The organism is Nostoc sp. (assembly GCF_036917465.1).
Taxonomy (GTDB): domain Bacteria; phylum Cyanobacteriota; class Cyanobacteriia; order Cyanobacteriales; family Nostocaceae; genus Nostoc.
Genome location: NZ_JBALDL010000015.1, coordinates 1 through 24,201, shown reverse-complemented (window position 1 = coordinate 24,201; position 24,201 = coordinate 1). Strand labels below are relative to the sequence as shown.

At 40.2% G+C, this 24,201-nt stretch carries 18 protein-coding genes; 11 read left to right on the top strand and 7 right to left on the bottom strand.

Annotated features, from left to right (window positions below):
• Positions 1-7 precede the first annotated feature (7 nt).
• Entirely contained in the window at positions 8-232 is a 225-nt protein-coding gene (locus tag V7K38_RS02990) for a hypothetical protein (RefSeq protein ID WP_334855328.1), read from the bottom strand.
• A gap of 194 nt (positions 233-426) precedes the next feature.
• Here V7K38_RS02990 and V7K38_RS02985 point away from each other — a divergent pair, with 194 nt between their 5' ends.
• The 7 genes from V7K38_RS02985 (at position 427) to V7K38_RS02955 (ending at position 7,429) form a co-directional block, all read left to right on the top strand.
• The gene (locus V7K38_RS02985; protein WP_334855327.1) at positions 427-1,227 is read left to right on the top strand and encodes a histidine kinase; all 801 of its coding nucleotides are present in this window, start codon (positions 427-429) and stop codon (positions 1,225-1,227) included.
• Between the two features lie 615 nt (positions 1,228-1,842).
• Positions 1,843-3,276, top strand: coding sequence for a carotenoid oxygenase family protein (locus V7K38_RS02980; RefSeq protein ID WP_334855326.1), 1,434 nt, complete (start codon positions 1,843-1,845; stop codon positions 3,274-3,276).
• Between the two features lie 76 nt (positions 3,277-3,352).
• Positions 3,353-3,529 carry a hypothetical protein gene (locus V7K38_RS02975; RefSeq protein ID WP_334855323.1) on the top strand — a complete coding sequence of 59 codons (177 nt, stop codon included), beginning with the start codon at positions 3,353-3,355 and terminating at the stop codon, positions 3,527-3,529.
• A 92-nt stretch (positions 3,530-3,621) separates the two neighbouring features.
• Positions 3,622-3,810, top strand: coding sequence for a hypothetical protein (locus tag V7K38_RS02970; protein ID WP_334855321.1), 189 nt, complete (start codon positions 3,622-3,624; stop codon positions 3,808-3,810).
• A 223-nt stretch (positions 3,811-4,033) separates the two neighbouring features.
• Positions 4,034-4,684: a response regulator transcription factor gene (locus tag V7K38_RS02965; protein WP_334855320.1), complete on the top strand. Its 651-nt coding sequence runs from the start codon at positions 4,034-4,036 to the stop codon at positions 4,682-4,684.
• Positions 4,685-4,730: 46 nt separating this feature from the next.
• Positions 4,731-6,638 (top strand): sensor histidine kinase, encoded by a 1,908-nt coding sequence (locus tag V7K38_RS02960; protein WP_334855318.1) that lies wholly within the window; start codon positions 4,731-4,733, stop codon positions 6,636-6,638.
• Between the two features lie 53 nt (positions 6,639-6,691).
• Positions 6,692-7,429, top strand: coding sequence for a DUF928 domain-containing protein (locus V7K38_RS02955; RefSeq protein WP_334855316.1), 738 nt, complete (start codon positions 6,692-6,694; stop codon positions 7,427-7,429).
• Between the two features lie 151 nt (positions 7,430-7,580).
• Here V7K38_RS02955 and V7K38_RS02950 read toward each other — a convergent pair whose 3' ends face one another.
• The 4 genes from V7K38_RS02950 to V7K38_RS02935 all read right to left on the bottom strand — a co-directional run bounded on the left by V7K38_RS02950 (position 7,581) and on the right by V7K38_RS02935 (position 13,989).
• Positions 7,581-10,277, bottom strand: coding sequence for a CHAT domain-containing tetratricopeptide repeat protein (locus tag V7K38_RS02950; protein ID WP_334855313.1), 2,697 nt, complete (start codon positions 10,275-10,277; stop codon positions 7,581-7,583).
• A 202-nt stretch (positions 10,278-10,479) separates the two neighbouring features.
• Positions 10,480-12,771: a 1,4-alpha-glucan branching enzyme gene (gene glgB / locus V7K38_RS02945; RefSeq protein WP_334855311.1), complete on the bottom strand. Its 2,292-nt coding sequence runs from the start codon at positions 12,769-12,771 to the stop codon at positions 10,480-10,482.
• Between the two features lie 156 nt (positions 12,772-12,927).
• Positions 12,928-13,260, bottom strand: coding sequence for a hypothetical protein (locus V7K38_RS02940; RefSeq protein WP_334855309.1), 333 nt, complete (start codon positions 13,258-13,260; stop codon positions 12,928-12,930).
• 507 nt (positions 13,261-13,767) lie between these two features.
• Positions 13,768-13,989 carry a hypothetical protein gene (locus V7K38_RS02935; RefSeq protein WP_334855308.1) on the bottom strand — a complete coding sequence of 74 codons (222 nt, stop codon included), beginning with the start codon at positions 13,987-13,989 and terminating at the stop codon, positions 13,768-13,770.
• Positions 13,990-14,470: 481 nt separating this feature from the next.
• On the opposite strand from V7K38_RS02935, the gene V7K38_RS02930 reads away from it, so the two are divergent.
• The 4 genes from V7K38_RS02930 to V7K38_RS02915 all read left to right on the top strand — a co-directional run bounded on the left by V7K38_RS02930 (position 14,471) and on the right by V7K38_RS02915 (position 19,500).
• Positions 14,471-15,145: a hypothetical protein gene (locus tag V7K38_RS02930; protein WP_334855307.1), complete on the top strand. Its 675-nt coding sequence runs from the start codon at positions 14,471-14,473 to the stop codon at positions 15,143-15,145.
• 367 nt (positions 15,146-15,512) lie between these two features.
• Positions 15,513-17,186: a peptidoglycan D,D-transpeptidase FtsI family protein gene (locus V7K38_RS02925; RefSeq protein ID WP_334855306.1), complete on the top strand. Its 1,674-nt coding sequence runs from the start codon at positions 15,513-15,515 to the stop codon at positions 17,184-17,186.
• Positions 17,187-17,489: 303 nt separating this feature from the next.
• Entirely contained in the window at positions 17,490-18,605 is a 1,116-nt protein-coding gene (locus tag V7K38_RS02920; RefSeq protein WP_334855370.1) for an iron-containing redox enzyme family protein, read from the top strand.
• A 199-nt stretch (positions 18,606-18,804) separates the two neighbouring features.
• The gene (locus V7K38_RS02915) at positions 18,805-19,500 is read left to right on the top strand and encodes an SAM-dependent methyltransferase (RefSeq protein ID WP_334855304.1); all 696 of its coding nucleotides are present in this window, start codon (positions 18,805-18,807) and stop codon (positions 19,498-19,500) included.
• A 135-nt stretch (positions 19,501-19,635) separates the two neighbouring features.
• Here the strand turns inward: V7K38_RS02915 and V7K38_RS02910 are convergent, their stop codons facing one another.
• Together V7K38_RS02910 and V7K38_RS02905 are read right to left on the bottom strand one after the other, a co-directional pair.
• Positions 19,636-23,358, bottom strand: coding sequence for a PAS domain S-box protein (locus V7K38_RS02910; protein ID WP_334855302.1), 3,723 nt, complete (start codon positions 23,356-23,358; stop codon positions 19,636-19,638).
• A gap of 1 nt (position 23,359) precedes the next feature.
• Positions 23,360-23,680, bottom strand: a complete 321-nt coding sequence (locus V7K38_RS02905; protein ID WP_334855301.1) for a helix-turn-helix domain-containing protein — start codon at positions 23,678-23,680, stop codon at positions 23,360-23,362.
• Positions 23,681-24,201 lie beyond the last annotated feature (521 nt).

The window sequence follows — 24,201 nt, the reverse complement described above, 5'->3', positions numbered from 1 at the left end:
AGCAATCTTATAGGGATTCAAAGTCAGTTATAAATCCAGCAAGATTTCCACACTCTTCTTGAAAGGTTTCTGCATCGCTAACATCCTCAATTTTATAGGACATGATCCGTGTACCATCTGGCATTTTTTTGGAACCAATTAATTCACCTTTGTACTTCTGGGCGATCGCTTTAAAATCAGTACCATGAAGCTTCCAGTCATCAGCCGAACAAGTAATATTTACTCGCCACATATTTCCGTCTCAATTACTGCCACTAAATATTCATCATCTCACAAATAGGTAACATCTCTTTAAATATCACCTCTCTAGGGTTGGAGTTTTCTATCTAAAGGAAGTACCAAGCCTAATTTAGCTACGCCATAATGTGCATGTAAGAACATTTCTACAAACTTTTATCCCAATTAGTTAAATTTCAAGAGTTGAAAATGCCTAACAATATCAAAGAACAAATTCAAGCAGACTTGCAACAAGCAAAAGAAACCGGACAATTAAGAACTGAGCGGATTCGAGAAATTGTCAAATCGGCAGTTTCTCAAGTAGGTTCAGAGTTTAAACAAGGTTCTAGCGAACTTCGTAGCCTTGTTAGAGAAGCTGTTTCTGCTGTAATTGAAAACTTCCAAGAAAAAGGTAGCGAACTCAAGGATGAAGTGGCAGCTTCTATTGAAGGGGCGCTGGAAGGAATTAATAGCAAAAGACACGAAAGCATTGCTAAAACTCAAACAGATATTAAGCGGCTACAGGCTCAACTGGATGGCGAAGAAGATCAACTCCAGCAAGAGGTTGATGTAATTTTGGCAGAAATTGAAGAGACGGGTAAGGAAAAACCAGCTAGTACCAAAACTGCCATTGATTCTGCTGTCAATTCCATTAAAGATAGTGAAGAAGCAGCATTGTTAAAGAAACGTTACGCGCAACTGCAAGCGCAGCTAGCGATTGTTCGCGCTAACTTAGCTGCACGCTATGGCGGACGCTCTATGGAAGTTCAAGATTATCTAGACGAGGCTAAACACTGGTATGATAAAGCCCGTCCCCAAGCCGAGTCTATGGCTGTGCAGGTAGAAGAGAAGCGATCGCAGCTAGAAGATAAACTAGGAGAAGCTGGTACATCTCTGGCGAGAAAAGAGCGTCAAATCAAACAAACATTGCGAGAATTACTCTTAACAGCAGCTGATTTGTTCAAAGATAAGGAACCTGCTAAGAAAGAACGGGAAACTCTTCACAAATAGACCAGATTGTTTCTTCACAAAACCCTAATACATATTTTTTCGTAGGGTGCGTTAGCCAAAGCTAACGCACCTTGTTTCAAGTTAAACTGTGTTGAAGTTCGTGTGCTGAACGCGGAACCTTTAAACGCATTTGAAAAGTCTATAATTACTCTCAGCCTCGCTGCAATCTACTGTAATACTCAAGATGATTACTCATCCAATCTGCCACTTTGCGATATTAGCGGATTTGATCTAACAAACACTCAAGCTACTATAAGAACAATTTAAGCTGTTGTTATAAAAGCATAAGTTGTGGTAACAACAGCTTATGTTTTTGTTATGACACTAAGTTTTCTCGTTAGCAACCTTGAAGTTGTCGTAACAACAGCTTATGCTTTTGCTATGACACTAAGTTTTGTCGTTAGAAATACACAAGTTGTTGTTTTCTCGCTTCACCTATAGCAATCCTGAATTAAACCCGCAGAAACTAGATCCCCGACTTTTTTGAGAAGTCGGGGATCTATGGGTGTTATCAATTACAGCAAATACAGACCTAACAAGAACAGCCCCTTCCCTACTAGCGTTGGGGAGTAAGATTCAAATCCTCTCTCGTAAATTTCTCAAACAACACTTGACATGCATATTATTAATAAAAAGTCAACAACAAAAGCCTGGGCAGGTGCGAACGCACAACCAGCAAAAGAATTTCCATCTACGCAATTGCCAACAATCTCTGGCAAAATCCCAGATGGCTTGCGTGGCACTTTTTACCGCAATGGCCCCGGACGGCTAGAACGCGGTGGCATTGAGATAGGACACTGGTTTGATGGAGATGGGGCAATTCTGGCGATAAATTTTACCGATGCAGTTGCAACTGGAGTTTATCGCTACGTGCAAACCTCTGGCTATCAAGAAGAAGCCGCAGCAGGTAAACTACTCTACGGCAATTATGGGATGACTGCACCAGGGCCAATTTGGAATCAATGGCAAAAGCCCATCAAGAACGCTGCCAACACTTCAGTATTAGCACTTCCAGATAAACTTTTGGCACTGTGGGAAGGTGGTAAACCCCACGCCCTCGATTTACAAACTTTAGAAACTTTGGGCGAAGATGACTTAGGAGGATTAACTAAAGGATCAAACTATTCGGCGCATTGTAAGCGGGACAAGCAAACAGGGGAGATTTTTAACTTTGGCATCAGCCCTGCACAAAATGCGACGCTGAATATTTACAAAAGCGATTCCACTGGGCGGATTATCCAACAAGTCGCATACCCATTAGATGGTGTACCATTCGTGCATGATTTCGTTTTAGCAGGACAGTATCTTGTATTTTTCATTCCGCCAGTGCGGTTAAATATCTTACCCTTGCTAATAGGGATAAACAACTATAGTGATTCTCTCAAGTGGGAACCTAAATTAGGAACTCAGATTTTAGTTATCGATCGGGAAACTTTGTCTGTGGTGAGTCGTGGAGAAACCGAACCTTGGTTCCAATGGCATTTTGCCAATGGTTATGTTGATGATAGCGGTTCAGTGATTGTAGATGTTGCCCGTTATGAAAATTTTGAAACTAACCAATATCTCAAGGAAGTACCAACAGGTAAAACTCACACCCCAGCTAAAAGCACACTAACACGAGTTTATTTACATCCTCAAACTGGCAAAGTTACGTCAATTCAGCAACTATTAAACGGACATTGTGAATTTCCGAGTGTACCACAGCAAAACGTGGGGCAGGCTTCTCGGTACACATATATGTCAACATCCCGTTCAGGAACAGATATTAGCCAAGAAATATTAAATGCGATCGCTCGTTTTGATCGCAATACCGAAACCTTTACCGAAGCAGACTTTGGAGAGAACCGTTATCCTTCAGAACCCATCCACGCCCAATCTACCCAAAACCCTGAGCAAAGTTGGGTGCTAACCGTTGTCTACGATGGTAATTCTCATCGTAGCGAAGTTTGGGTATTTGATAGCGATCGCCTAGATGCCGAACCCGTTTGCAAACTAGGATTACCCAGCGTTATACCCCACGGTTTCCACGGCACTTGGAACCCAGCCTAGTAAACCTTTTGAGTAAAAACGAATAGCATTGATTAGACATATCTAGCCAATGTTAAATCAAAAATCCTAAAGAGCCTTGGCAGATGCAATTACAAGAAAAACGCGACTACTCTCCGATTCTAAAACTGATGATAAAAAATGGATTTTCTCCGAGTATGAAGAAGATAACAGGATAGTAACATTATCTTCTATTCAATTTCAAATTTCTATCTCAGGTATTCATGATAAAGTTGAATTTGAGGCTAGAGAATAACCCCACTCTAATTGCTTAACTAAGCAACAACATAAATATCGCCATTAGTCAAATAAAGGCAGCTCTGAATATTGACCATTTAGATTTTGGCGATGGCGTACCTGTTTCATCTGGAACGAAGAAGCATTATTGGCTTACTTTTTATACTGATTGGTATACAAGATTGCAGAAAACTGTATTGTTTTTTGACAGATGTATTGCCAAAATTGCAATACGATATCAAAACCAGTCAAGCAATTTTAGATTTCTTCTGCCCACTAGAGGCGGCGGATGAACCATAAGGAAAAAATATCCGGTGATTTATAATCACCGCTATGCAAACAGAACCCGCCTACGCGGACTTGGTTTGTATAACCCTAAACTTCCTCTTTTAGTGCAAGGTGGAGAACATTCCCATTGCATAAAATGGATTATCTAAGTGTCTACAAAAGTTAAAGATATGGTTGAAAATAGTTTCGTATTAATAATTTATGAGAAGTTAATATTTACCTAGAATCACCAGTCATGAAAATCCTACTTATTGATGACCATCAATTAATTTTAACTGGAACCTTTAATTTACTCCAACAACAATATCCACAAGCAGATATTGTCAAGGTAAAAACAGTATATGAGGCGCTAGAAGAGATTGCTACTTCTTCCTTTGACCTAATTTTCATGGATTTATCAATACCTGAAAAAACAGGGATGACAGCCCAAATTGATACAGGTATCAACTTACTTCAACAGTTACTTCAGAAATATCCCCAGCAAAACTTTTTGGTACAAAGTAGTTATGTAAAGGCATTAGTCAGGATAAAATACGAGATTGATGAGCATCAAGGTGGATTTGCGATCGCTGATAAAGGATTATCAGAACAGGAAATGTTAACTCGTGTCTATATAGCAATCCAAGGTGCAACTCACACACAAGACATCAAAAATGGTTTGGAACTAAAGCCAGAGTGGTTAGATGTTTTGAAATTGGCATTTGAAGAAGGATTAACAGATAAACTAATATCCGAACGGATGTTTAGGTCTGAACGTGCAGTGCGTACATACTGGACAAAAATTCAAGATGTTCTCGAACTTTATGCAGAAGATTGTAAAAAAGAGGGGAAAAATATTCGGATTCAAACAGAGATTCGCGCTAGAAAAGAAGGGTTAATTGATTAATTATTCACGATCGAGTATGGGATTTTAAACAAAATCTCAGATGCTTATGGTATGGATTAATTGGAGAAGAATTCAGGCTGAAATAAAAATTTTGCTCCTAGCGTCACTTCCAGGAACAGGATTTTTGATAATCATAGTAACTGCAAGGTTATGTGGTTTATTGCAAGATTATGAATTGATCGCGCTAGACACATTTTTGCGTTTACGTCCTCTAGAAGCAACTGACGATAAAGTTGTAATTATTGGCATTAATGAAGAAGATATCCGCAGTGTAAAAAGCTATCCAATTTCAGATAGAGAAATTGCCACACTAGTTAAAAAAATAGAAAGATATAAACCTATCGCAATCGGTCTTGACATAGTTCGAGACTTACCTGTTGAACCTGGTCATCAAGAATTAATCCAGGTATTTCATGACTATAAAAATCTAATTGGTATTGAAAAAATATTACCTCCAGATACAATTTTAGCACCGCCACAACTATCGCCCAAGCAAATAGGTTTTTCTGACATAGTAGTAGATAAAGATAGTAAATATCGCCGCTATCTACTTTGGACAACATCACCTCTTAACCCTAAAAATCCTCAACAAGATAAATATTCTTTTGGACTCCAATTAGCAAAAGCTTATTTATCTGCCAAAAATATTAATATTGAAACTGGGATAATTGACCAAGCGACAATCAGATTTAAAACCACAGAACTCCCTCGCTTCTTATCAAATTCTGGAGGATATGTCAACGAAAATGCTAGTGGGTTAAAGATATTAATGAATTTTCGTAATAGTAACAAACCATTTAATATTTTATCGTTGAATGATATTAAGAAGGGTAATTTTAATCCCAATTTACTACAAAATAAGATAGTTTTGATTGGTATTGTTGCTAGCAGCACTACCGATTTTGTAAATAGTTCTGCAATTGCTCATCAAAAGATTCCGGGACAAATCTATGGAGTAGAATTTCATGCTCATGCTTGTTCCCAGATAATTAATGCAGTGATTAACGGACGACCATTATTAAAAGTTTGGTCGGACAAGTGGGAATATTTATGGATAATAGTTTGGGGTTGTTATCCAATAATTATTTTTGGGATCACACAATCTTTATGGAAGAATTTATTAGCTGTAGTTGTAGTAGCTTTTGCCTTATTTGGTATTGGTTACTTACTTATTTTATACGGTTGGTGGATTCCCATAGCAGCGAGTTTATTGACCTTAACAGTAAATGGGTTAGGGTTGAGTGGATTCGCATTCGCTTTATATCAAAACAACCAAGTATTTAAAATTAAGATGAACGAACGTCAACATACAATTGAATTTGCATTTACTGTGATTCATAATGGGCCTCTACAAACTTTAGCAAACGTCTTGAGACAGATGCAGGCTAAAGACTGGTCACACGAGGAATTAAGATCGCAGTTAGAAAAGCTTAATTATGAAATTCGAGAAATTGGCGAATATTTAAAGCTAGAGGCTTTATCTCAAGATGAAAGTCTCCGTTTAGGTAGCGGGTTAAAAATTGACTTAAAATGCCCGATCCATGAACTTTTTTATGTAGTATACTCTAGTACGTTAGAACGATCGGATTTAGAATATTTAAAAAATATCAAAATCAAAATTCGTACATTTGAACCAGTAGATGAGAAGTATTTAAGCATTCAGAATAAACAGGAACTTTGTTTATTTCTGGAAGAAGCTTTATGTAATGTAGGTAAACATGCTAAAGGTGTCAAATGTATTGAAGCTATTGGGAAGAAAGACAATGATTCCTATACTCTTAAGATTCAAGATAATGGATCTGGGCTAATTTCATATTTAGAAAGCAAAGGGACAAAACAACTTAAAAATATCGCCAAAAACTTGGGTGGTGATTTTAAACGTGAAACTCTTTCTCCTAAAGGAACTCTCTGTCAAATAACTTGGAAATTAGCAAATAGTAAGAGTAGTAGTTAGGGTTTAATACAAAAATTAAATATTTTTTCATAAGAAAGAACATGAGATATCAAATGTCAGCGTCAATTAGGCAATTTATCAATATTAGATTCGTAACTAGTTCTATTTTGGGCTTATTATGGTTTTTAACACCAGTTGCGATCGCTGATTTTAGTCCAAGCGATCGCAAACCTGCAAGCGACTACACCAGAAGCGGAGGTAGTAGAGGGTGTCCCAGCTTAGGTAATGAAATTCCTCTGACATTACTTGCACCTAAAACATATATTGGATATACAGCTTCTACCCATCCTACTTTTGTAGGTTATCTATCAAGTTCTCAGGAAATAGAATTCCAAATTTTTGAGTTTGTTTCAAACAAAAATGTCAGATCATTAAATGATCCCATTAAACAACAAACTGCACCAGGTATTTTTCAGGTGTCTTACCCTGAAAGCTATCCAAAATTAACTCCAGGTAAAAAATATGTTTGGGAAATAGCAATCAGTTGCCCAGGAGGTGATGTAGTAGAAAGATCAGAATTTATCGTTGTCCAAATGCCATCTACACTCAAAAATAAATTATCTACTACAACGAATAGTTTACAAAAAGCAAATACTTACGCAGCAGCAGATTTCTGGTATGAAGCCTTAGCTGAAGCTTTAAAGTCAGCCAAACCTGAAAAATTGGGACAGGTAGGTTCAAACCTTGTACAAGAGTTTGCCAAATATGAGTCACCAAGACTCAAAGATAGCGAAGAACTAGTGAAAAAACGAATACAACATTTACAAACAATTGCAAATCAAGAAAGGTGATATACAGCGTTTTTCACGTAAATGAAGTATATAGCTAGGCGCACAGCAGTGCTATGCCCTTAAGATTATCTACACCTCACCAAGTCACAATCTGTTGTAGCAATCTATATGAATATCCCCGACTTCTTAAAGAAGTCGGAGATATTTTAATTTATAGCCAATTTCCAATGATAATAAACGGTGCCCAGTAATAAGGGTGATTATATTGGATATCAATCCCCGTTTCCTTTGTATTAATAAGCTTTAATTGGGCAGCTTGTAATGCTTGTGCTTTACTAATTCCCGATTCGCGTAACTTACTATAGAACTCTGCCACCAAATCTGCTGTAGATTCGTCCCCCACAGACCATAGTGAAGCCATTGCACTTTTAGCGCCAGCTTGCAATGCTACACCCGCCAACCCTAACGTTGACCGATCATCGCCAACTGCTGTTTGACAAGCAGTTAGTACTAATAATTCAACTAAGTTAGAACTCTTACCAGTTTGACGCAGTAAACTTTCTAGCTGATTAATTGTGAGTTTGTTATTATTACCTGTGACTAAGAATGTATCTTGTGGAATGATACCAAATTGTGCATGAGTTGCAACGTGAATAATTGGATAGGATTTATCTTTAATTTCTTTTTCTAAATTATTGATAGTAAAATCCTCATTTTCTAGATTTTTGCTATTAGGAAATTGTTGTTTAATTGCTTTAATTTCTGAGCTAACACTCGTCAATTGCTCAAATAACTGATCGTCAATTTTTGCTTCATGACTCACAGCTAATACTAATGCTCGACTTGATTGCATATTGACTTTTTGTGCTGAAGTCAATTGCAAACTGGGAGTAGTAGCGATCGCATATTTTTGGATCAGATATTTATGGTCATTTTTATCGTAAAGTGCAGCCATAGGCACATTACGCAAAAAGCTGTCTTGGATAAATACTAAAGTTTTAATCTTATTAGAGCTTAAATATTCATCAAACGGACGAATAATTAATTCATAAAGGTTTACTGCATATTTTGGATCGTAATTAATATCGCGTTTTCCCCGAATCAATCCAGTATAAAAGTTTGTAATTTCTTGCCGAAGAGTTTCTTCATTTTGATCTATCCATTCTAAATGTCTTTCTTGATTAGGTAAAATTAAGATAACTCCAGTCTTACCTTCTAGAACAATTGAGCTAATAAATGCAGTATCTTTTTCTAAAACCTCAGTGACATTTTTATTGTTAATGGCTGTTAAGATACAATCATTACCAAAGTAATTTTGAATTTCTGCTAAACGCAGTGAATTTATAGTAGTTAATGCAGCATTTAAAACTGGACTACTAAGTTGCTTATTACTGGGATTGCTTGATGAGGCTAACTCTAATTGAAGCTGTGCTAGCTGGCGATATACAGGCTCAATAATATCCCGAAAATCAAATTGAAAATCGCGATCTGCAATGAGAATATCACTGCGTAGTTGTTCTAGAATATTGTATGCTCGTTCATAAAAAGGAAGTGATTCACCATTCTTTTCCTGCTTTTCTAAAATTCTTCCTGCTTGCCATTCCCATAAATATAAACTATCTTTAGCTTTTAATTTTTGGTCTGCTAACCAAATTGCCTTACTGGTTAATTTCCAAGCTGATTGATATTCTTGGTGACACTCATAAAAATGTCCTAGCGCTCCTAAAGCATAAGACTCAGAACGCGAGTCTTGCAGTGCTTGGGAAATTGTTATAGCTTTGTTAAATAATTTCTTTACTTCTGCTTCTGGTAGTTTTGGCTTTGCCAAACATTGAGTTAATGGTGAAGTTGATTCATCATCAACGGCAGACAAATTTGCTAAATCGATCGCTGCATATACTTTGTTAACAGAATCTGGTAGTTTATCCAGCAGTTCCAAAGCTTCTTGAATATTGATATCAACCTTAGCTGGCTCAATAACATTTATTTCTCTGGAGCGATAAAGAAGCTTAATGAGATTGAGAATACTTCGCATCTCTCCAGATTTATTATCTTGTTCATGAGCTTCTTTAATACTTAACTGAAAATATTCTAGTGCCTTCTGATAGTCATTTTTGGCATTTATTTGAAACTTCCTAACTTGAGAGATATTCTGCTTTTTAGCAGACTTGACACGAAGATTCCAAAGTTGGGCGCGACTGGCGTGGGCATTGCCTAAACTATTTAATATTGCAAAATTGTATATTTTATTATCAATATTTTTCGCATTTTCAAAATATTTAATTGCTATATCATAATTACCCCTAAGACGGTAAGCTTCCCCAAGACTTCCTAATGCTGCAATTTTTCCTTCTTTATCCTGTTGTTCGTCAGCTATTTGTAATGCGCTTCCTTGCTGACATACTAGTTTTCCGATATTTTTGGCATCAGAGGCATCACATAAAAAACCAATTGCTTTTTTTGTCTGTCCTAAACTACTATAAGCTTGCGCTATCTCTGTCAAGATTCGCCCTACTTTTTCCGAGTCATTTTGGACACGATAGGAAGCAATTACTTTTTTCCAATAGCTAAGTGCTGCTTCAGTCTCACCTAATTGTTGATACGCTCTTGCTAAATTTTCATTAGCGATCGCCACATTAACATTATTATCATTGTTACTGTTTTGATATAGTTCCAAAGCCGATTGCCAAGATTGAATAGCATTCTGAAAGTTTCCCTTTTTGTAACTTTCAACGCCTTGATTAACTAATGTAACAGCATTAGGGGTTTGAGCATTGACTAACTTTCCTATAGTTGCTTGTAGAGTTGTCAAATGCACATCACCTAACCATAAACAGACTGTTAAACTGCTAGCAAATAGCACTTTGAATAAATAACGAGTAATTAATTTATAAATTTTATTTAACACGTGGTAAGCAAAGATTATTAAATAATTCTAAACGCAGAGGTAATACTCTTTCACTTTAAAGCCGATACAAATACATAGGTAGGATAGCACATATCTGCTATCCTACCTATGGAAAATCTATTGTAGAGGCAATTCATGAATTGCCCCTACAGAGTTGACCATCAAAAAATAGTCTTAGGTGGGCAATGCCCACCCAAAATTGTTATCCAATCACCTCAGCAGTCTTCTTCTTATCCAATTTGAGAATCAACACTCCCAAAGGTGGCAAACATAAATCCAACGAATAGGGATGACTGTGCAATGACCAATCATCTGTCCACTTACCGCCTAAGTTGCCCATATTGCTGCCGCCATACTGACGCGCATCACTATTGAACAACTCAGTATAAAATCCCTTTTGCGGTACACCAATGCGGTAGTGAGAATGGGGTTGCGGTGTAAAATTACAAACCACGATCGCAAAATCATCAGAATCTTTGTCACGACGCATGAAAGAAACTACACTATGGCGATTATCGCTACAGTCAATCCATTCAAACCCCGCTTGGGCAAAATCCTGAGTGTATAAAACTGGTTCAGAACAGTAGAGATGGTTCAATTCCCGGAAAAACGTTTTTAACTTTTGGTGAGCTTCATTCTGCAATAAATGCCACTCCAAATCTGCCCAAGCATTCCACTCACTCCACTGCCCAAACTCCATACTCATAAACATGGTTTTCTTACCTGGGTGAGCAAACATATAGCTAAATAAACAACGTACATTAGCTAACTTTTGCCATGTATCCCCCGGCATTTTACCGATGATATTCTTCTTGCCATGCACCACTTCATCGTGAGACAAGGCCAGCATGAAGTTCTCACTGTGGTTGTACCACATACTAAAGGTGATATTGTTTTGGTGGAACTGACGAAACCAGGGATCCATGCTGAAGTAATCCAGCATATCGTGCATCCACCCCATATCCCACTTCAAGTTAAAGCCTAATCCGCCTGTGTAGGTGGGCCAAGATACCATTGGCCAAGAAGTAGATTCTTCAGCAATTGAGAGAATGCCAGGGAAATAGCTAAAGATAGTGTGATTTACCTGACGCAGAAAATCTGCTGCTTCTAGGTTTTCTCTGCCACCATACTGATTTGGCAGCCATTCTCCTGGTTCGCGGCAATAGTCGTTATAGAGCATCGAGGCAACAGCATCGACACGAATCCCGTCAATATGATACTTGTCAAACCAAAAGAGGGCATTTGCTGCTAAGAAATTACAGACTTCATGGCGACCGTAGTTGAACACCAAAGTACCCCATCCTTTGTGTTCGCCTTTGCGGGGGTCAGCGTGTTCGTAGAGGTGGCTACCATCAAAGAAAGCTAAACCATGTCCATCTTTGGGGAAGTGGCCAGGAACCCAATCTACAATTATCCCTAGATCATTTTGGTGACACTTGTCAATAAAATACATGAAATCTTCAGGGCTGCCAAAACGGGAGGTGGGGGCATAGTACCCAGTTACTTGATAACCCCAAGAACCATCAAAGGGATGCTCCGCAATAGGAAGTATTTCTATATGCGTGTATCCCAATTCTTTGATGTATGGAATGAGTCGCTCGGCTAGTTCCCGGTAGGTAAGGAAACGTGCGCCCGGCTTAAGTTCAGAAACAACAACTACCGGTTCAGTTTCACCATTTGGCAGTTTAGCAGGTTCAGCACTGGAAGCGTGCAACCAAGAGCCTAAATGCACTTCATAAACTGAGACAGGCTGGTTAAGTGGTTCAGTGCGCCGCCGCTTTGCCATCCAGTTTTCGTCATCCCAACTGTAGGCATCTAAATCAGTGACAATAGATGCCGTTTTTGGGCGGGGTTCCTGCTGGAAACCGTAGGGATCGGATTTTTCGTAAATGTGTCCTTCAAAATTTTTGATTTCATATTTGTAATGCTCTCCCACACCGATTTCAGGAATAAACAACTCCCAAATTCCGGTGGGGCCTTTACGCATTTGGTGTTTCCGCCCATCCCAGAGGTTGAAATCTCCGAGCAATGAAACATTACGGGCGTTGGGTGCCCAAACTGCAAAATAAACACCTTTAACACCGCCTATTTCCGTGGGGTGCGCTCCCAATTTTTCGTATATTCGGTGATGGTTCCCTTCACTAAACAAATGCAAATCAAAGTCTGTCAAGTTGGGAGAGCGGAAGGCGTAAGGATCATAAGTGACACGCTCATTTTCCCCTTCTTTAATCCGTAACTGGTAGTTTGCCAGTTCTGAGGTTTCAATAGTGCATTCAAAAAAATGGGGATGATGCACTGCTTGCATTGGGTATTCTTTCCGTTGTTCAGGAAGAACCACCCATACTGCACTTGCATTTGGTAGGTAGGCCCGCACAGCCCAGACAGTTTTGCCATCTTGTTCTATGGGATGAGAACCTAGTATTTCAAAGGGATCGTTATGCTGATTCCAAACGATGCTGTTAACCTGTTCAGGGGCGATCGTGGTCATTGACATGAAGCTACCTAAGTGAAATAACGTGATTGACTGGATCTACTTTTTTAATATCTATGTATATTCTTTACATTTATTTGCAATTTTGTCGCCACCGTTATCGTACATCAGAATGGGGCATTGGGCATTGGGCATTGGGCATTGGGCATTGCTAATCTATCAAAAATTTAAAAATGGGAAAAACTGAAGTAATGTTTTACGTAGGCGAAGCAAGAAAATCTGATCCCGAATTTTTGGGTCTAGTTTTGGTGGTGGGACTTCTTGAAGCTGCGCCTGTAATTGAATGTATTCAGCTGCCGTTAGGAATTTTCCATCAATTGGCGATCGCGCTTCTATGATAATCTCTGTCCTTAATATTTCCTCTGGCGTATCCTCTGGTGGCGGTAATGCTATGACTATTGCTCCCCAATCGCCACTTACCACAATAAAAGTTGCAATAATCACAATCAATCCAAAGATTTTTACTGCCTTTCCCGCTTTAACTCTCCCCATCGCCTGAACTGCGTTTACAACGCAGCATGAAAATCTGTTTCCAAATTCCAAATTCCAAATAAAAATCTGGCAACATCAAGGCATATCACTATGTCTCTTCTAACACAGAATAGACTACAGGGAATGCTCTTGAGCAATTGCCAGCGATCGCAATGAATTATTTTTTCCTCTCAAAACTCAGAAGTCTAAGCCATTCCAAACACTAAATCAGGGAAATATTTTACCCCCAAGATGGCTTAGATATATGCAACTTAACTCCCTTTTCCTTGGAATAAGGTTCGGTCAGGCGAGAATTTCAGGCGGACACTGGTTGAGGAAGTAATCCTGATCACCAGTGTCCTTTACTTGCTGCCCTACTTAGCTGATATTTGAGCAAACTCTGGGCTTCTGATACACCAATAGAAAGAATATAGGTTTCTAGATGAACCTCATTAATCCAAGCTATATGGTGACGAACGTTCTTACTAAGCTGTTTTGGGCATGATTTAAACTAAAGCTTAAAATGCCTTATTTAGGAGTAGCAGTAGGAGATTTAGGAGTTGCTGCGGGGGTAGTTGCGGGGGTAGCTGGGGTAGTAGCAGCAGGTGTAGACCCAGCAGGTGCATCAGTTGGTTCACCTGTAGCAGATGGAGCACTAGTACCACCACCACCAGTACCACCGCCTTCACAGGCACCGAGAATTGTAGCGAGACTTAACATTAGAGCAAAACCAAAGATTTTTGTTTTCATAACTCCTCTTTCACCAATTGTGGCTAGAACAATTTTTCGCCTGTTGAATACGATACCGTATTTATTGCTTTTTTTTAAATGCTGGAAGATTACATGCTTAAAAAAACAATCCCTTGGGGTATTATTTTTCAGATTATTTGTCATTCAGCCATCTGATTAGTTTCTCTTAACTCAGGAGCAAAACAGAAATTACCGAGTTTTCTAGCAAACCGAGCTATCATAGCAAAAATTTTATTTTTTTCATGGAGTATTGCACCTTGCTGCCCCGCATTGCCATACTTTAAGTGCGATACCTAAAGGGGAAGCTGTCCAGTTGCTACTTACTGATTGCAAACATTGGTACAGCTACCTATTAGAACAGTTAAAAGGGTGTAGTCTGTTCTGTGTGCTTATTGCCCACAGAAAGGGATCATAACCTTAGCAAAAATAGACAATCAAGAAAATCAATCTAAAGTACAGTATTTTTCATCTAAAAAAATTTATGGTAGTTGCTCGTAAATCTGCTATTTCTACAAAGGGTAATTGGTTCCGGCGAGATTCTATCCTTTCTTTAGGGAGGCGACGCTCTAAGGCTATGGAGTCGGCAGCAAGGAACGCTTCTACACCAGCGACTCCAGCCACACCCGCATCCTCTAGAAGACAACAGCGTTCCACAAATCAGGCAGCTATACCCAAATCGGTGAAAGAGTTGGGTAAACAACAAATGCCAAATCTCAATGAGGAGTCCAGCGCAACTCAGAAGAATTTAGGGGTAGATTTTCTTCGCCTTCCCACAATGCCTAATTCTGGAACAGCACCCTTATGGTTGTTGCGCTTGTACACCTTTCATCGTTATTCGACAGTTTTGGCGTTCTTGTTAGTAGCATCGACACTTGCTGTTTATGGCTGGACGGTATATTCTCAAGAGCTTTGGGGTAAGTCATATCGCAGACTGCAAAACCTCCAACGTCATGAACGGATGTTAACGACAACCAATGCCACGTTGACAAATAAAATGGCTAAGGAAGCCGAACAACCAGCAACAGGGCTTGTATCGCCAACTCCTCAAGGGATGATTTTCTTGTCTCCACCATCTCACAGTCCTAAGCCAACATCGTCTGACATAACGCCAAGTTCCCAAACGCAACAGCAAACGCTCTCGCCACTGGGATACTAATCGTAATTCGTAATGACGCTCGTTCGCGCCAGCGTGCCGTAGGCAAGACTCGCTAACGTAATTCGTAATGATGCTTGTTCAGCTTTTGCGCTTTATTTTGAAGAATTGGTAACAGGCTAAAAGTCATTAGTCATTTGTCATTAGTCGTTAGGACTCAGACTTGTGGCTTATGACAAAAGACAAATGACAAAGGACAAACTTAATGCAGAAGTCACCAAGCAGAACAAAATTAAGAAAGTTTCGGAATCCAGTATTCAAAAGGCAACCGAAGGGTTCTAAACAAGGGTTGTTGAGGACACTTGTCTCTAATATCCAAAACCAAACATCTAACACCAAGTCCCGACTGTTTATAGTCTGGGGCGTATTAATGACAGCAGGATTGGGGCTGGGTATCAACTTATATAATCTGCAAATTGTCAAGGGGTCAAAGTTAACTCAGCAGGCACGAAACCAGCAAATGGTGAATTTGCGACCTTTTATGCCCCGTCGCCCAGTGGTAGATCGCAATAATAATCTGTTGGCTATTGACCGTCCTGTATATACTTTGTACGCTCATCCTAAGCTGTTTAATAAGTCTAATGAAGAGATGGCAGAGCGGCTTGCCCCAATATTGGCAAAAGATACTGCTGACTTGGTGAAAACTTTTGAAAGCAAAAGAAGCGGAATTATACTTGCTCCAGCCCTACCAGAAGAAATTATCGACCGCGTGACTTCTTTGCGCTTAAATGGCTTAGAGTTAATTGAAAAATACTCCCGATTTTATCCGCCAGACGATTTGGTTTCTGACGTGGTGGGCTACGTGAATCTTGACCGTCGTGGTCAAGCAGGGGTGGAATACTCTCAAGAGAAGTTATTAGAACGTCCTGTGCAAACGGTACGGCTCAGTCGTGATGGTAATGGGGTTCTGATGCCTAATCATGCCCCGGAAGGTTTTTTGCATTTTGATGATTTGCGACTGCAACTCACTATCGATAGCCGTCTGCAACGAATTGCCCGCGTTGCGCTCAAACAACAAATGGAGAAGTTTGACGCTAAACGTGGGGCGGTAATTGTGATGGATGCCTTGGATGGTTCCTTACTCGCCCTGGTTTCTCAGCCTACCTATAACCCTAATGAATACGCGAAAGCTAATATTTCGCTATTTAAAAACTGGACAGTGGCGGATCTTTATGAACCGGGATCGACTTTTAAGCCTTTGAATGTGGCGATCGCTCTAGAAAATGGCATCATCAAGCCAGATGATATGTTTAATGACTCCGGTTCTATCCGAGTAGCTAATTACACCATCAAAAATGCGATGAATAATGGTAATGGGCGAATCAGCATCGCTCAGATTTTACAATATTCCAGCAACATTGGCATGGTGCAAATTATCCAACGCTTAAAGCCTTCAATCTACTACAACTGGCTAGAACGCTTGGGGCTAGGACAAAAAGTTGATACAGATTTACCTTTTGAAGTTGGCGGGCGGCTCAAAAGTCAAGAAGAATTTATCGCTTCGCCAATTGAAGCAGCTACTACTTCCTTTGGGCAAGGCTTTTCTATGACACCGTTACAGTTAGTACAAATGCACGGTGCTTTAGCCAATGGCGGTAAGTTGGTTACACCCCATGTAGTTCGAGGGCTGATTGATACCAAAGGGCAGATGCATGATTCACCAGATCGCACTATACCACGCCAAATTTTCTCAGCCGCAACAGCCCAAAAGGTTGTAGAAATGATGGAAACTGTGGTTAATGAAGGCAGTGGTAAGGCGGCACAAATTCCCGGATATCGCATTGCTGGTAAAACTGGTACAGCCCAAAAAGCTAGTCCTAATGGCGGCTACATCAAGGGTGCTAGAATGACCAGCTTTGTGGCTATTTTACCAGTGGAATCTCCTCGCTATGTAGTGTTCGCACTGGTGGATGAGCCAAAAGGAGAAAGTGCTTATGGTTCTACTGTCGCCGCACCAATTGTAAAGTCGGTAATCGAAGCACTGATTCCTCTTGAAGAGATTCCGCCTAGTAAGGCAGTTGAGCAACAGCCGAAAACGCCATAGATAGTGGGGAGTAGAGGTAATACGGTTCGGTTAAGATCCCCCCGCCTACAGCGACCCCCTTAAAAAGGGGGTAAAAGATGGTTATAAGCCCCCCTTTTTAAGGGGGTTAGGGGGATCTTCGAGGAATAAACCGTATTGGGAGTAGAGAGGCACAATAATAACAATTCCCAATTCTGAATGCCCCATTCTAAACTTAATCTTTGTCTATAACCAGGGAAAGAGGTAGAGAAAGCTACTCGTGTGGGAAGTTAAGTATTACAGATGAAATTAATTTCTGACTTTTCCATAGCTACCGAAGATTCCATGCAAAGCAATTTAGTTATATTTCCTAACGCTGGAACTGCGAATAAAATCGCCCAAACAGAACAAGAAACAATTATCAAATACGACCGGGCTGAGGAGCAATTTATAGAACTGCTAGCAATGGAGGATTTGGATCGTCACCTGGATGTAAAACCTGCAATAGCTAGTGAGTTTGAACAGGCGCTCTCAACGGCAATTCACGCCGCCTATAAAAACGATCGCTCTGATGAACAGGCTCACCGTTTTCTCCAGCGCATACTTTATCGAATTAATCGGCTCAAGCTGTTTTGGTACGACGATTTGCGGCACTATACCAATGAGCGATCGCTTTATTTATGCTTATGTCTTGACAAAATCGAAGCTGCTTGGCAAAGCTGGGAGCTGGCGCATATCGATGTAGCAGCGCTGCAAGAATTGGATGTAAAACATGCTTTAATTGAGCGTGCATCTGCCGATTTAAATCCGCCTTTGTCGGAGAGTAGCCGCTATATCCGTGAGGAAATGACTGAAGTTGGTTATCGTCGCCTGCTAGCGATCGGTTCCTTTGATGGCTTGGTTGAAGGTAGTCGTCTTTGCTATGTATTGGGTGGTGCTGCTAATGAAGTGCAGTGTACGCTGGTGCGAGTACTACTAGAAGAATACGGTAATGGTCGTTTATCCCGCAAGCACTCGACATTTTTTGCCCAAATGCTGGCTGAGTTTGGGATGAACACTGAACCAGAAGGATATTTCGATTTAGTGCCTTGGGAAGTTCTAGCTTGTGCTAATCATAATTTTTTGACTACCGATCGCAAACGCTATTTTCTCCGTTACAGTGGGGCGTTGACATATTTTGAAGTGGCTGGCCCTGCGGCTTACAAAAACTATCTGGCGGCAGCGCAACGATTGGAACTGTCTGAGGCGGCAATGGGTTATTGGGAACTGCACATCAGGGAAGATGAACGCCACGGTCGTTGGATGTTAGATGATGTAGCTTTGTCTCTAGCAGAAAAGTATCCCAATGATGCATGGGAACTGTTGCTTGGGTATGACCAGGAGAAACTAATGGGCGATCGCGCCGCTAATGCTGTTGTGCGATCCATACGCGAAGCAACACAATCTCCCTCACTCATCTGAGAAATACCAAAAATTAGAAATTACAAATAGCAGGTTATTTTTAGGATTTTAATTTGACATTTCTAAGTCCTTTTATATCTAGTTCACCTGCAAATCTCTTTATTGAGCAACATCTTGCTAAAGGAACAGTTTTTTATTGCCTTAATGGTAGTAAAAAATTTTCTCTGCTGATTACACATTACAAATTGATTGCAGTCAAATGAAAGATATCTTTTTTTGCCCTGAAGAATCTAATTTCTACTCAAACTGTTTAGAAAGCTTTGTGATCAGAAATTGTAAAAATTCTGAATCTATTGTAGAGTTTGGTTCAGGAGATGGTAGCCCTGTAATCAACTCCTTATTGAGAAACAAATTTAATGGCGTAATTCAAGGATTTGAATTAAACACTTCTGCCTGGAAAGTCGCAAATTCAACCATTGATGAATACAATCTCACGAATAAATATATAATCCATAATTCATGTTTGTTTAATTCATCTCAACCCGATGCCGAGTATCTTGTAGCCAATCCACCCTATATACCCGCACCAGATGACGATATTTATATGCCGCTCTTATTTGGGGGCGTAGATGGAGCCACACTTACCAACGATCTTTTATCGTTAGATTACGAAAATGTCTTGGTTCTAATATCTAGCTTTTCTAATCCAATAAATACGTTGAAGATCGCAAAACAAAATGGTTATTATGTTCAAAATTTCATGGTGTTACCTTTGCAGTTCGGCTACTATAGCTCTGAGCCTAAAGTCAAAAAACACATAGAAGAACTCCGAAAGCACAAAATGGCATTTTATTCTGGCAATTATTATTTTTTAGCTGGCGTTTTATTTACAAAATTCCAGGATTCTATAATTGATTTATCTAATCAATTAGCTCAGGTGATGACTAGTTTGTGAAAACTGACAACGATCGCCATCATCACTGGTAAAGTCAATATTCTGTCTCGAAATTGTTTTTTTTCTTCGTTTTTATACAACCTAACCTACAAATGTTCAAAACCTACGCAGTATTGAAAAGGATTGTAAGTTAGTTCACGGGTTGTTACAACTATAAATCAGGTTTGCGATCGCTCGAACTAATTTAGCTGGTTCCACAGGCTTGGTGATATGCTGACCAAATCCGGCGGCAATTGCTTGTTGATAGTCAGCCTCACTAGCATAAGCTGTCAGAGCGATCGCTGGAATTTTCCCCCCTTGTTCTGGTGACATCGTTCTGATTTGACGCATTAACATATAGCCATCTATTTCCGGCATTCCAATGTCGGTTAACAGCAGATTTGGCTGGAACTGAAGCAAAGCTTGTAATGCTTCTACAGCCGATGCTACCTGAGTTACTACCGCGCCAGATTGTTCCAGAATGAAAGCAATTAACTCTCGCGTATCACGCTCATCGTCTACAAGCAGAACTTTTACCCCATTTAGATCGGGTAAATTATCAGGTTGTCTATCAATTTGCTGGCTATCTGGATGAATCTTAATTATCGGTAGCATAACTGTAAAAGTTGCTCCCTGTTCTTCCCCCAAACTTTCTGCCTTAACTATGCCTCCATGTAGCTCAACGATGTGACGAACAATAGCTAATCCTAATCCTAATCCCCCAAATTTTCTGGTAGTTGCACCATCAGCTTGGCGAAAGTAGTCAAATACGAATGGTAAAAAATCTGGACTAATTCCCTTACCTGTATCACTGACTTGAAGTTGAGCCTGAGAACCAACAGACTTTAAACTAATTTCTACCTGTCCACCTTCGGGTGTAAACTTAATCGCATTGGAAAGGAGATTCCAAATAACTTGCTGCAAACGACTGGAATCACCTGTTACTAGTAATTTTGAATTACAACTTTGGGGCGCTGGGAGTGCAACTTGAATTTGGGATTTGAGATTGTCGGCTTGGTTGTTAAAATCGATAGATTCTAAATTTCTCTGAGAATTTTCTAATCCCAAATCTAAAATCGTAAATCGCAAATTGATAGATTTAGCTTGGGCGGATAGACGTACAGTTTCTATTGCTGCTGCGATCGCAGTTTCTAGATTCACAGGAGCAATATTCAAACTCAGTTTACCTTGCAAAATGCGAGAGACATCCAGCAAATCTTCAATTAGTTGAGTCTGAAGCTTGGCATTGCGCTCAATAGTTTCGAGGGCGCGAGTGGTGGTTGCTTCATCATACTTTTTAGTTTGCAGTAACTTCGACCATCCCAAAATCGGGTTTAACGGCGTGCGAAGTTCGTGAGAAAGAACCGCCAAAAATTCATCTTTAATCCGGTTAGCTTGGACTAATTGCTCTTTTTGCTGCTGTAATGAATCCATCAACTGAGCGCGTTCCAGAGCAACCGCCACCTGATCGGAGGTTGCTTGCAGTAGGGCAATTTCCCCAGAGGTGAAGCGGGTACGAGTGCGGCTGGCAAAGGAGAGGACACCAAGCAGTTTTCCCTGAGCAATTAACGGTTGCCCTGCATAGGCTGTGATTTGCAAAAACTGGAGGAGGCGGATGTGGGCATTTGGATGAGTAGAGTTCAACACATCATTAATGACAATTTGACGGCGTTCTTGCGCTATTAGTCCGCACATTTCTTGATTAAATTCCAAGTATTCAATTGCTTGAAATACTTCATCAGTAATGCCGTTCCAAGCTACTAACCGAAGTTTCTGCTGATTTTCGTGCGTCTCAATTAGATAGTGGAAGTAGAAATGCAAATCCATCTGCGCCGAGAGTTTGCTAAACAAGCTGTTCATTAAATCCAATGGGCGCTCGGTTGAAAGCAAATCACTGGTGGTTTCAGAGAGCAGTTTGAGTCTTTCACTACGCTCTTGCAAAGCAAGTTCAGCAAGCTGACGTTCACGAAGGATGCGTTCGCGTTCGGTGATGTCAACTGCAACCCCTCCGACAAGACGTTGCCCAGATGCATTTGCAATGGGAAACTGGTATACCAAAAATTCTCCCAGAGTGCCATCTGTGCGTGGGGCAGACTCGATGGTTTGAACAACCTGATTCGTCTGGGCAACTATTCTAATGTTATCGATAAAGGGTTGAGCGATTTCGGCTGAGTATAAGTCAAAAATATTTTTATTAATCGCTTTATTTGTTGCTACATCAAATATGCTCCGATAAGTTGGACTGAGATAAAGTACACGCCCGGCTGCATTGGTAATCCATGCTGCGGCTGGAATATTGTGCATAAAAGCTTGAAATTGCTCTTGACTCTGACTCAGCGCTTTTTTAGCTTGCTTGAGATCGCTAATATCGAGAATGAATGCGACTGAATTCTGCCGAGATTTTCCTAAAAGGGAGTAGCCAACTACAACTGGGACAATAGAACCATCTTTGCGAATACATTCTTTTTCATAAGGTGTACAGGTTCCCTTTGCTGTGGCCTCGGCAATAGCCAGTTCATCTAAATATTGGTATTCAGGAAGAGTGATATCAGTCCACCGCAATCTCCCAGCTTTGATATCTGCTTGGGTATAGCCCACAATTCGTAAGAATTCGTCGTTGGCTTCAGTGATGCTACCTTTGACATCGCCAAAGATAATGCCAACTATATTTGCTTTGACAAAACTTCTGAGCCGTTCTTCACTTTCTTGGACTGCTTTTTCTGCTTGCTTGCGTTCACTAATATCTGTAGTGCTACCAACTATACGTACTGGTTTTCCATTAGCATCCCGTTTTACCACTATTCCCCGATCGAGTACATGTATGTACTTGTTGTCCTGGTTGCGAATACGATACTTAGCAGTGTAGCGATCGCCATTTGCCAAAGCAAGTACCGTTTCCTCTTCTACACGCTGCAAATCTTCTGGATGAACAAGTTCACGCCACCAATTAGCTGTTGGTTCAGCAATGCCGAGGGAATAGCCCAAAATTCGGGTTAATCCATCGGTTCTTTCAACTGTATCCTGTTCTAGATTCCAGTCATAAATAAGACAGTTTACCGCAGATGCTGCTAATTCAAAACGCTCGTTAGCTAATCTCAGCCGTTCTTCTTTCTCCCGCAAGATTTGTTCGGCTTGTTTGCGTTCGCTCAAATCAACAACAAAGCCAATGACACTTTCTTCACTATCTTCCACAAGGACAGAACCGAGCAAAACGGGAACTCTTGTACCATCTTTGCAGATATATTCTTTCTCAAAAGGTTTACAGACTCCAACCGTTCTCAGTTCTTCCACTGAACGTTCACTCAATAGAAGATACTCAGGTGGGGTAATCTCACGCCACTTCATTTGGTTAGCAGACAAATCTTCTCGCGTATAGCCGACCATTTTCAAAAAACCATCATTGGCTTCGATGATGGAGCCGTTGTTTATATCAGTGACAATGACTCCAATGATGTTGGATTCTGCCAGTCGCCTAAACTGCATTTCGCTATTTTGCAACAATTTCAGGCTTGTCTCTGCCTTGCGTCTAGCAGTTCGCAACTTTGAAGAGAGGGCGGTAATTAAGAAGGATACTAGTGAGAATGTGGTTAATTGTACTAAGACCTTCAGGCTGAGAAAATCGAACGAGTAGATTGGCTCGATTAAAAAATAGAGCGCGGTTATAACAGATAATGCGATCGCTAATACTCCAAGTTCCATGCCGCCATAACAGGCGCTGATTGCCACAGCAGCATAAAATAATGTAAATACGCTCGGCTCGAAGACTGGTAGCAATAGTCCCGTTAGCAGCAGTGCCGCTATGACTGCCACAACCATCACACCATAAGTTAGTAACCAAGAGCGCATTATCAAAATTTTTTCTGGTACTTTCAACATCATCTTAAGAGTCCTCCGATTGCTCTGCTTTTAGGAGATACTCGTTCAGTAGTCTTTTGCCTGGTTCACCCATCTTTTGTAACATTTCTTCAATCAGCTTGAGTGCCATCTGTGAAGGCACTGTAGATCCGTTCTCCCAGCGATTGACTGTTCGCAGCGAAACTCCCAACTTAGCTGCAAACTTCTCCTGGGAGAGATCGAGTTGCTGCCGAAGTTCACGGATTAAATCTGAAATTTTTAGTGGCTTTCCTAATTCCATAATAGGAAGATTAAGACAGGTGTCTCGCCATTTGGCTCCAACTTTCGGAGGAATTTGAAGAATCATTAGTTAATATTAATTTCATCTTTTGGCGAAATCCAGTATCATTCATTAGCCTTCATTGGCTGCTGTCCACTGATTTAACATCCTCTGGGATATCGCAGTCTGCTTTGATTGCTGAATTTATTTGTGTAAGTAGCCAACAGGCAAGAGATATAGGAATAATATTTGATTTTTGAAATATACGTAGGGTGCGTTATGCCTCTGGCTGAGGTGAGGTTAAGCTGTACCTCAGTTGCTTAGTAAGCGCTATACAGCAATCCTATTTGATTTGTGAAAATTGAGAGGCTCAGATCCCCGACTTCTTCGAGAAGTCGGGGATCTTGTTGTTCACGAATGATTTAGGACTGCTATAGTGCAAATTTAAAAGAGGCGTGTTAAATTATTATCCTTCATACTGAAACTTAGTTTTTTATATTATAAATACTCTCCTTACTGGAGTTTAGACTAAAAGCGATATGAGAGAACGCAAACCAAATGGAATTAGAGGTTAAAAATATTATCTTGTCAGTCTCAAAGCATCCGCG

Excerpts from the sequence above, each read along its gene's own strand:
- V7K38_RS02990 (WP_334855328.1), bottom strand. The coding sequence starts at position 232 with ATGTGGCGAGTAAATATTACTTGTTCGGCTGATGACTGGAAGCTTCAT.
- V7K38_RS02985 (WP_334855327.1), top strand. The coding sequence starts at position 427 with ATGCCTAACAATATCAAAGAACAAATTCAAGCAGACTTGCAACAAGCA.
- V7K38_RS02980 (WP_334855326.1), top strand. The coding sequence starts at position 1,843 with ATGCATATTATTAATAAAAAGTCAACAACAAAAGCCTGGGCAGGTGCG.
- V7K38_RS02970 (WP_334855321.1), top strand. The coding sequence starts at position 3,622 with ATGGCGTACCTGTTTCATCTGGAACGAAGAAGCATTATTGGCTTACTT.
- V7K38_RS02965 (WP_334855320.1), top strand. The coding sequence starts at position 4,034 with ATGAAAATCCTACTTATTGATGACCATCAATTAATTTTAACTGGAACC.
- V7K38_RS02960 (WP_334855318.1), top strand. The coding sequence starts at position 4,731 with ATGGTATGGATTAATTGGAGAAGAATTCAGGCTGAAATAAAAATTTTG.
- V7K38_RS02955 (WP_334855316.1), top strand. The coding sequence starts at position 6,692 with ATGTCAGCGTCAATTAGGCAATTTATCAATATTAGATTCGTAACTAGT.
- glgB (WP_334855311.1), bottom strand. The coding sequence starts at position 12,771 with ATGTCAATGACCACGATCGCCCCTGAACAGGTTAACAGCATCGTTTGG.
- V7K38_RS02940 (WP_334855309.1), bottom strand. The coding sequence starts at position 13,260 with ATGGGGAGAGTTAAAGCGGGAAAGGCAGTAAAAATCTTTGGATTGATT.
- V7K38_RS02935 (WP_334855308.1), bottom strand. The coding sequence starts at position 13,989 with ATGAAAACAAAAATCTTTGGTTTTGCTCTAATGTTAAGTCTCGCTACA.
- V7K38_RS02930 (WP_334855307.1), top strand. The coding sequence starts at position 14,471 with ATGGTAGTTGCTCGTAAATCTGCTATTTCTACAAAGGGTAATTGGTTC.
- V7K38_RS02925 (WP_334855306.1), top strand. The coding sequence starts at position 15,513 with ATGACAGCAGGATTGGGGCTGGGTATCAACTTATATAATCTGCAAATT.
- V7K38_RS02920 (WP_334855370.1), top strand. The coding sequence starts at position 17,490 with ATGCAAAGCAATTTAGTTATATTTCCTAACGCTGGAACTGCGAATAAA.
- V7K38_RS02915 (WP_334855304.1), top strand. The coding sequence starts at position 18,805 with ATGAAAGATATCTTTTTTTGCCCTGAAGAATCTAATTTCTACTCAAAC.
- V7K38_RS02910 (WP_334855302.1), bottom strand. The coding sequence starts at position 23,358 with ATGATGTTGAAAGTACCAGAAAAAATTTTGATAATGCGCTCTTGGTTA.
- V7K38_RS02905 (WP_334855301.1), bottom strand. The coding sequence starts at position 23,680 with ATGATTCTTCAAATTCCTCCGAAAGTTGGAGCCAAATGGCGAGACACC.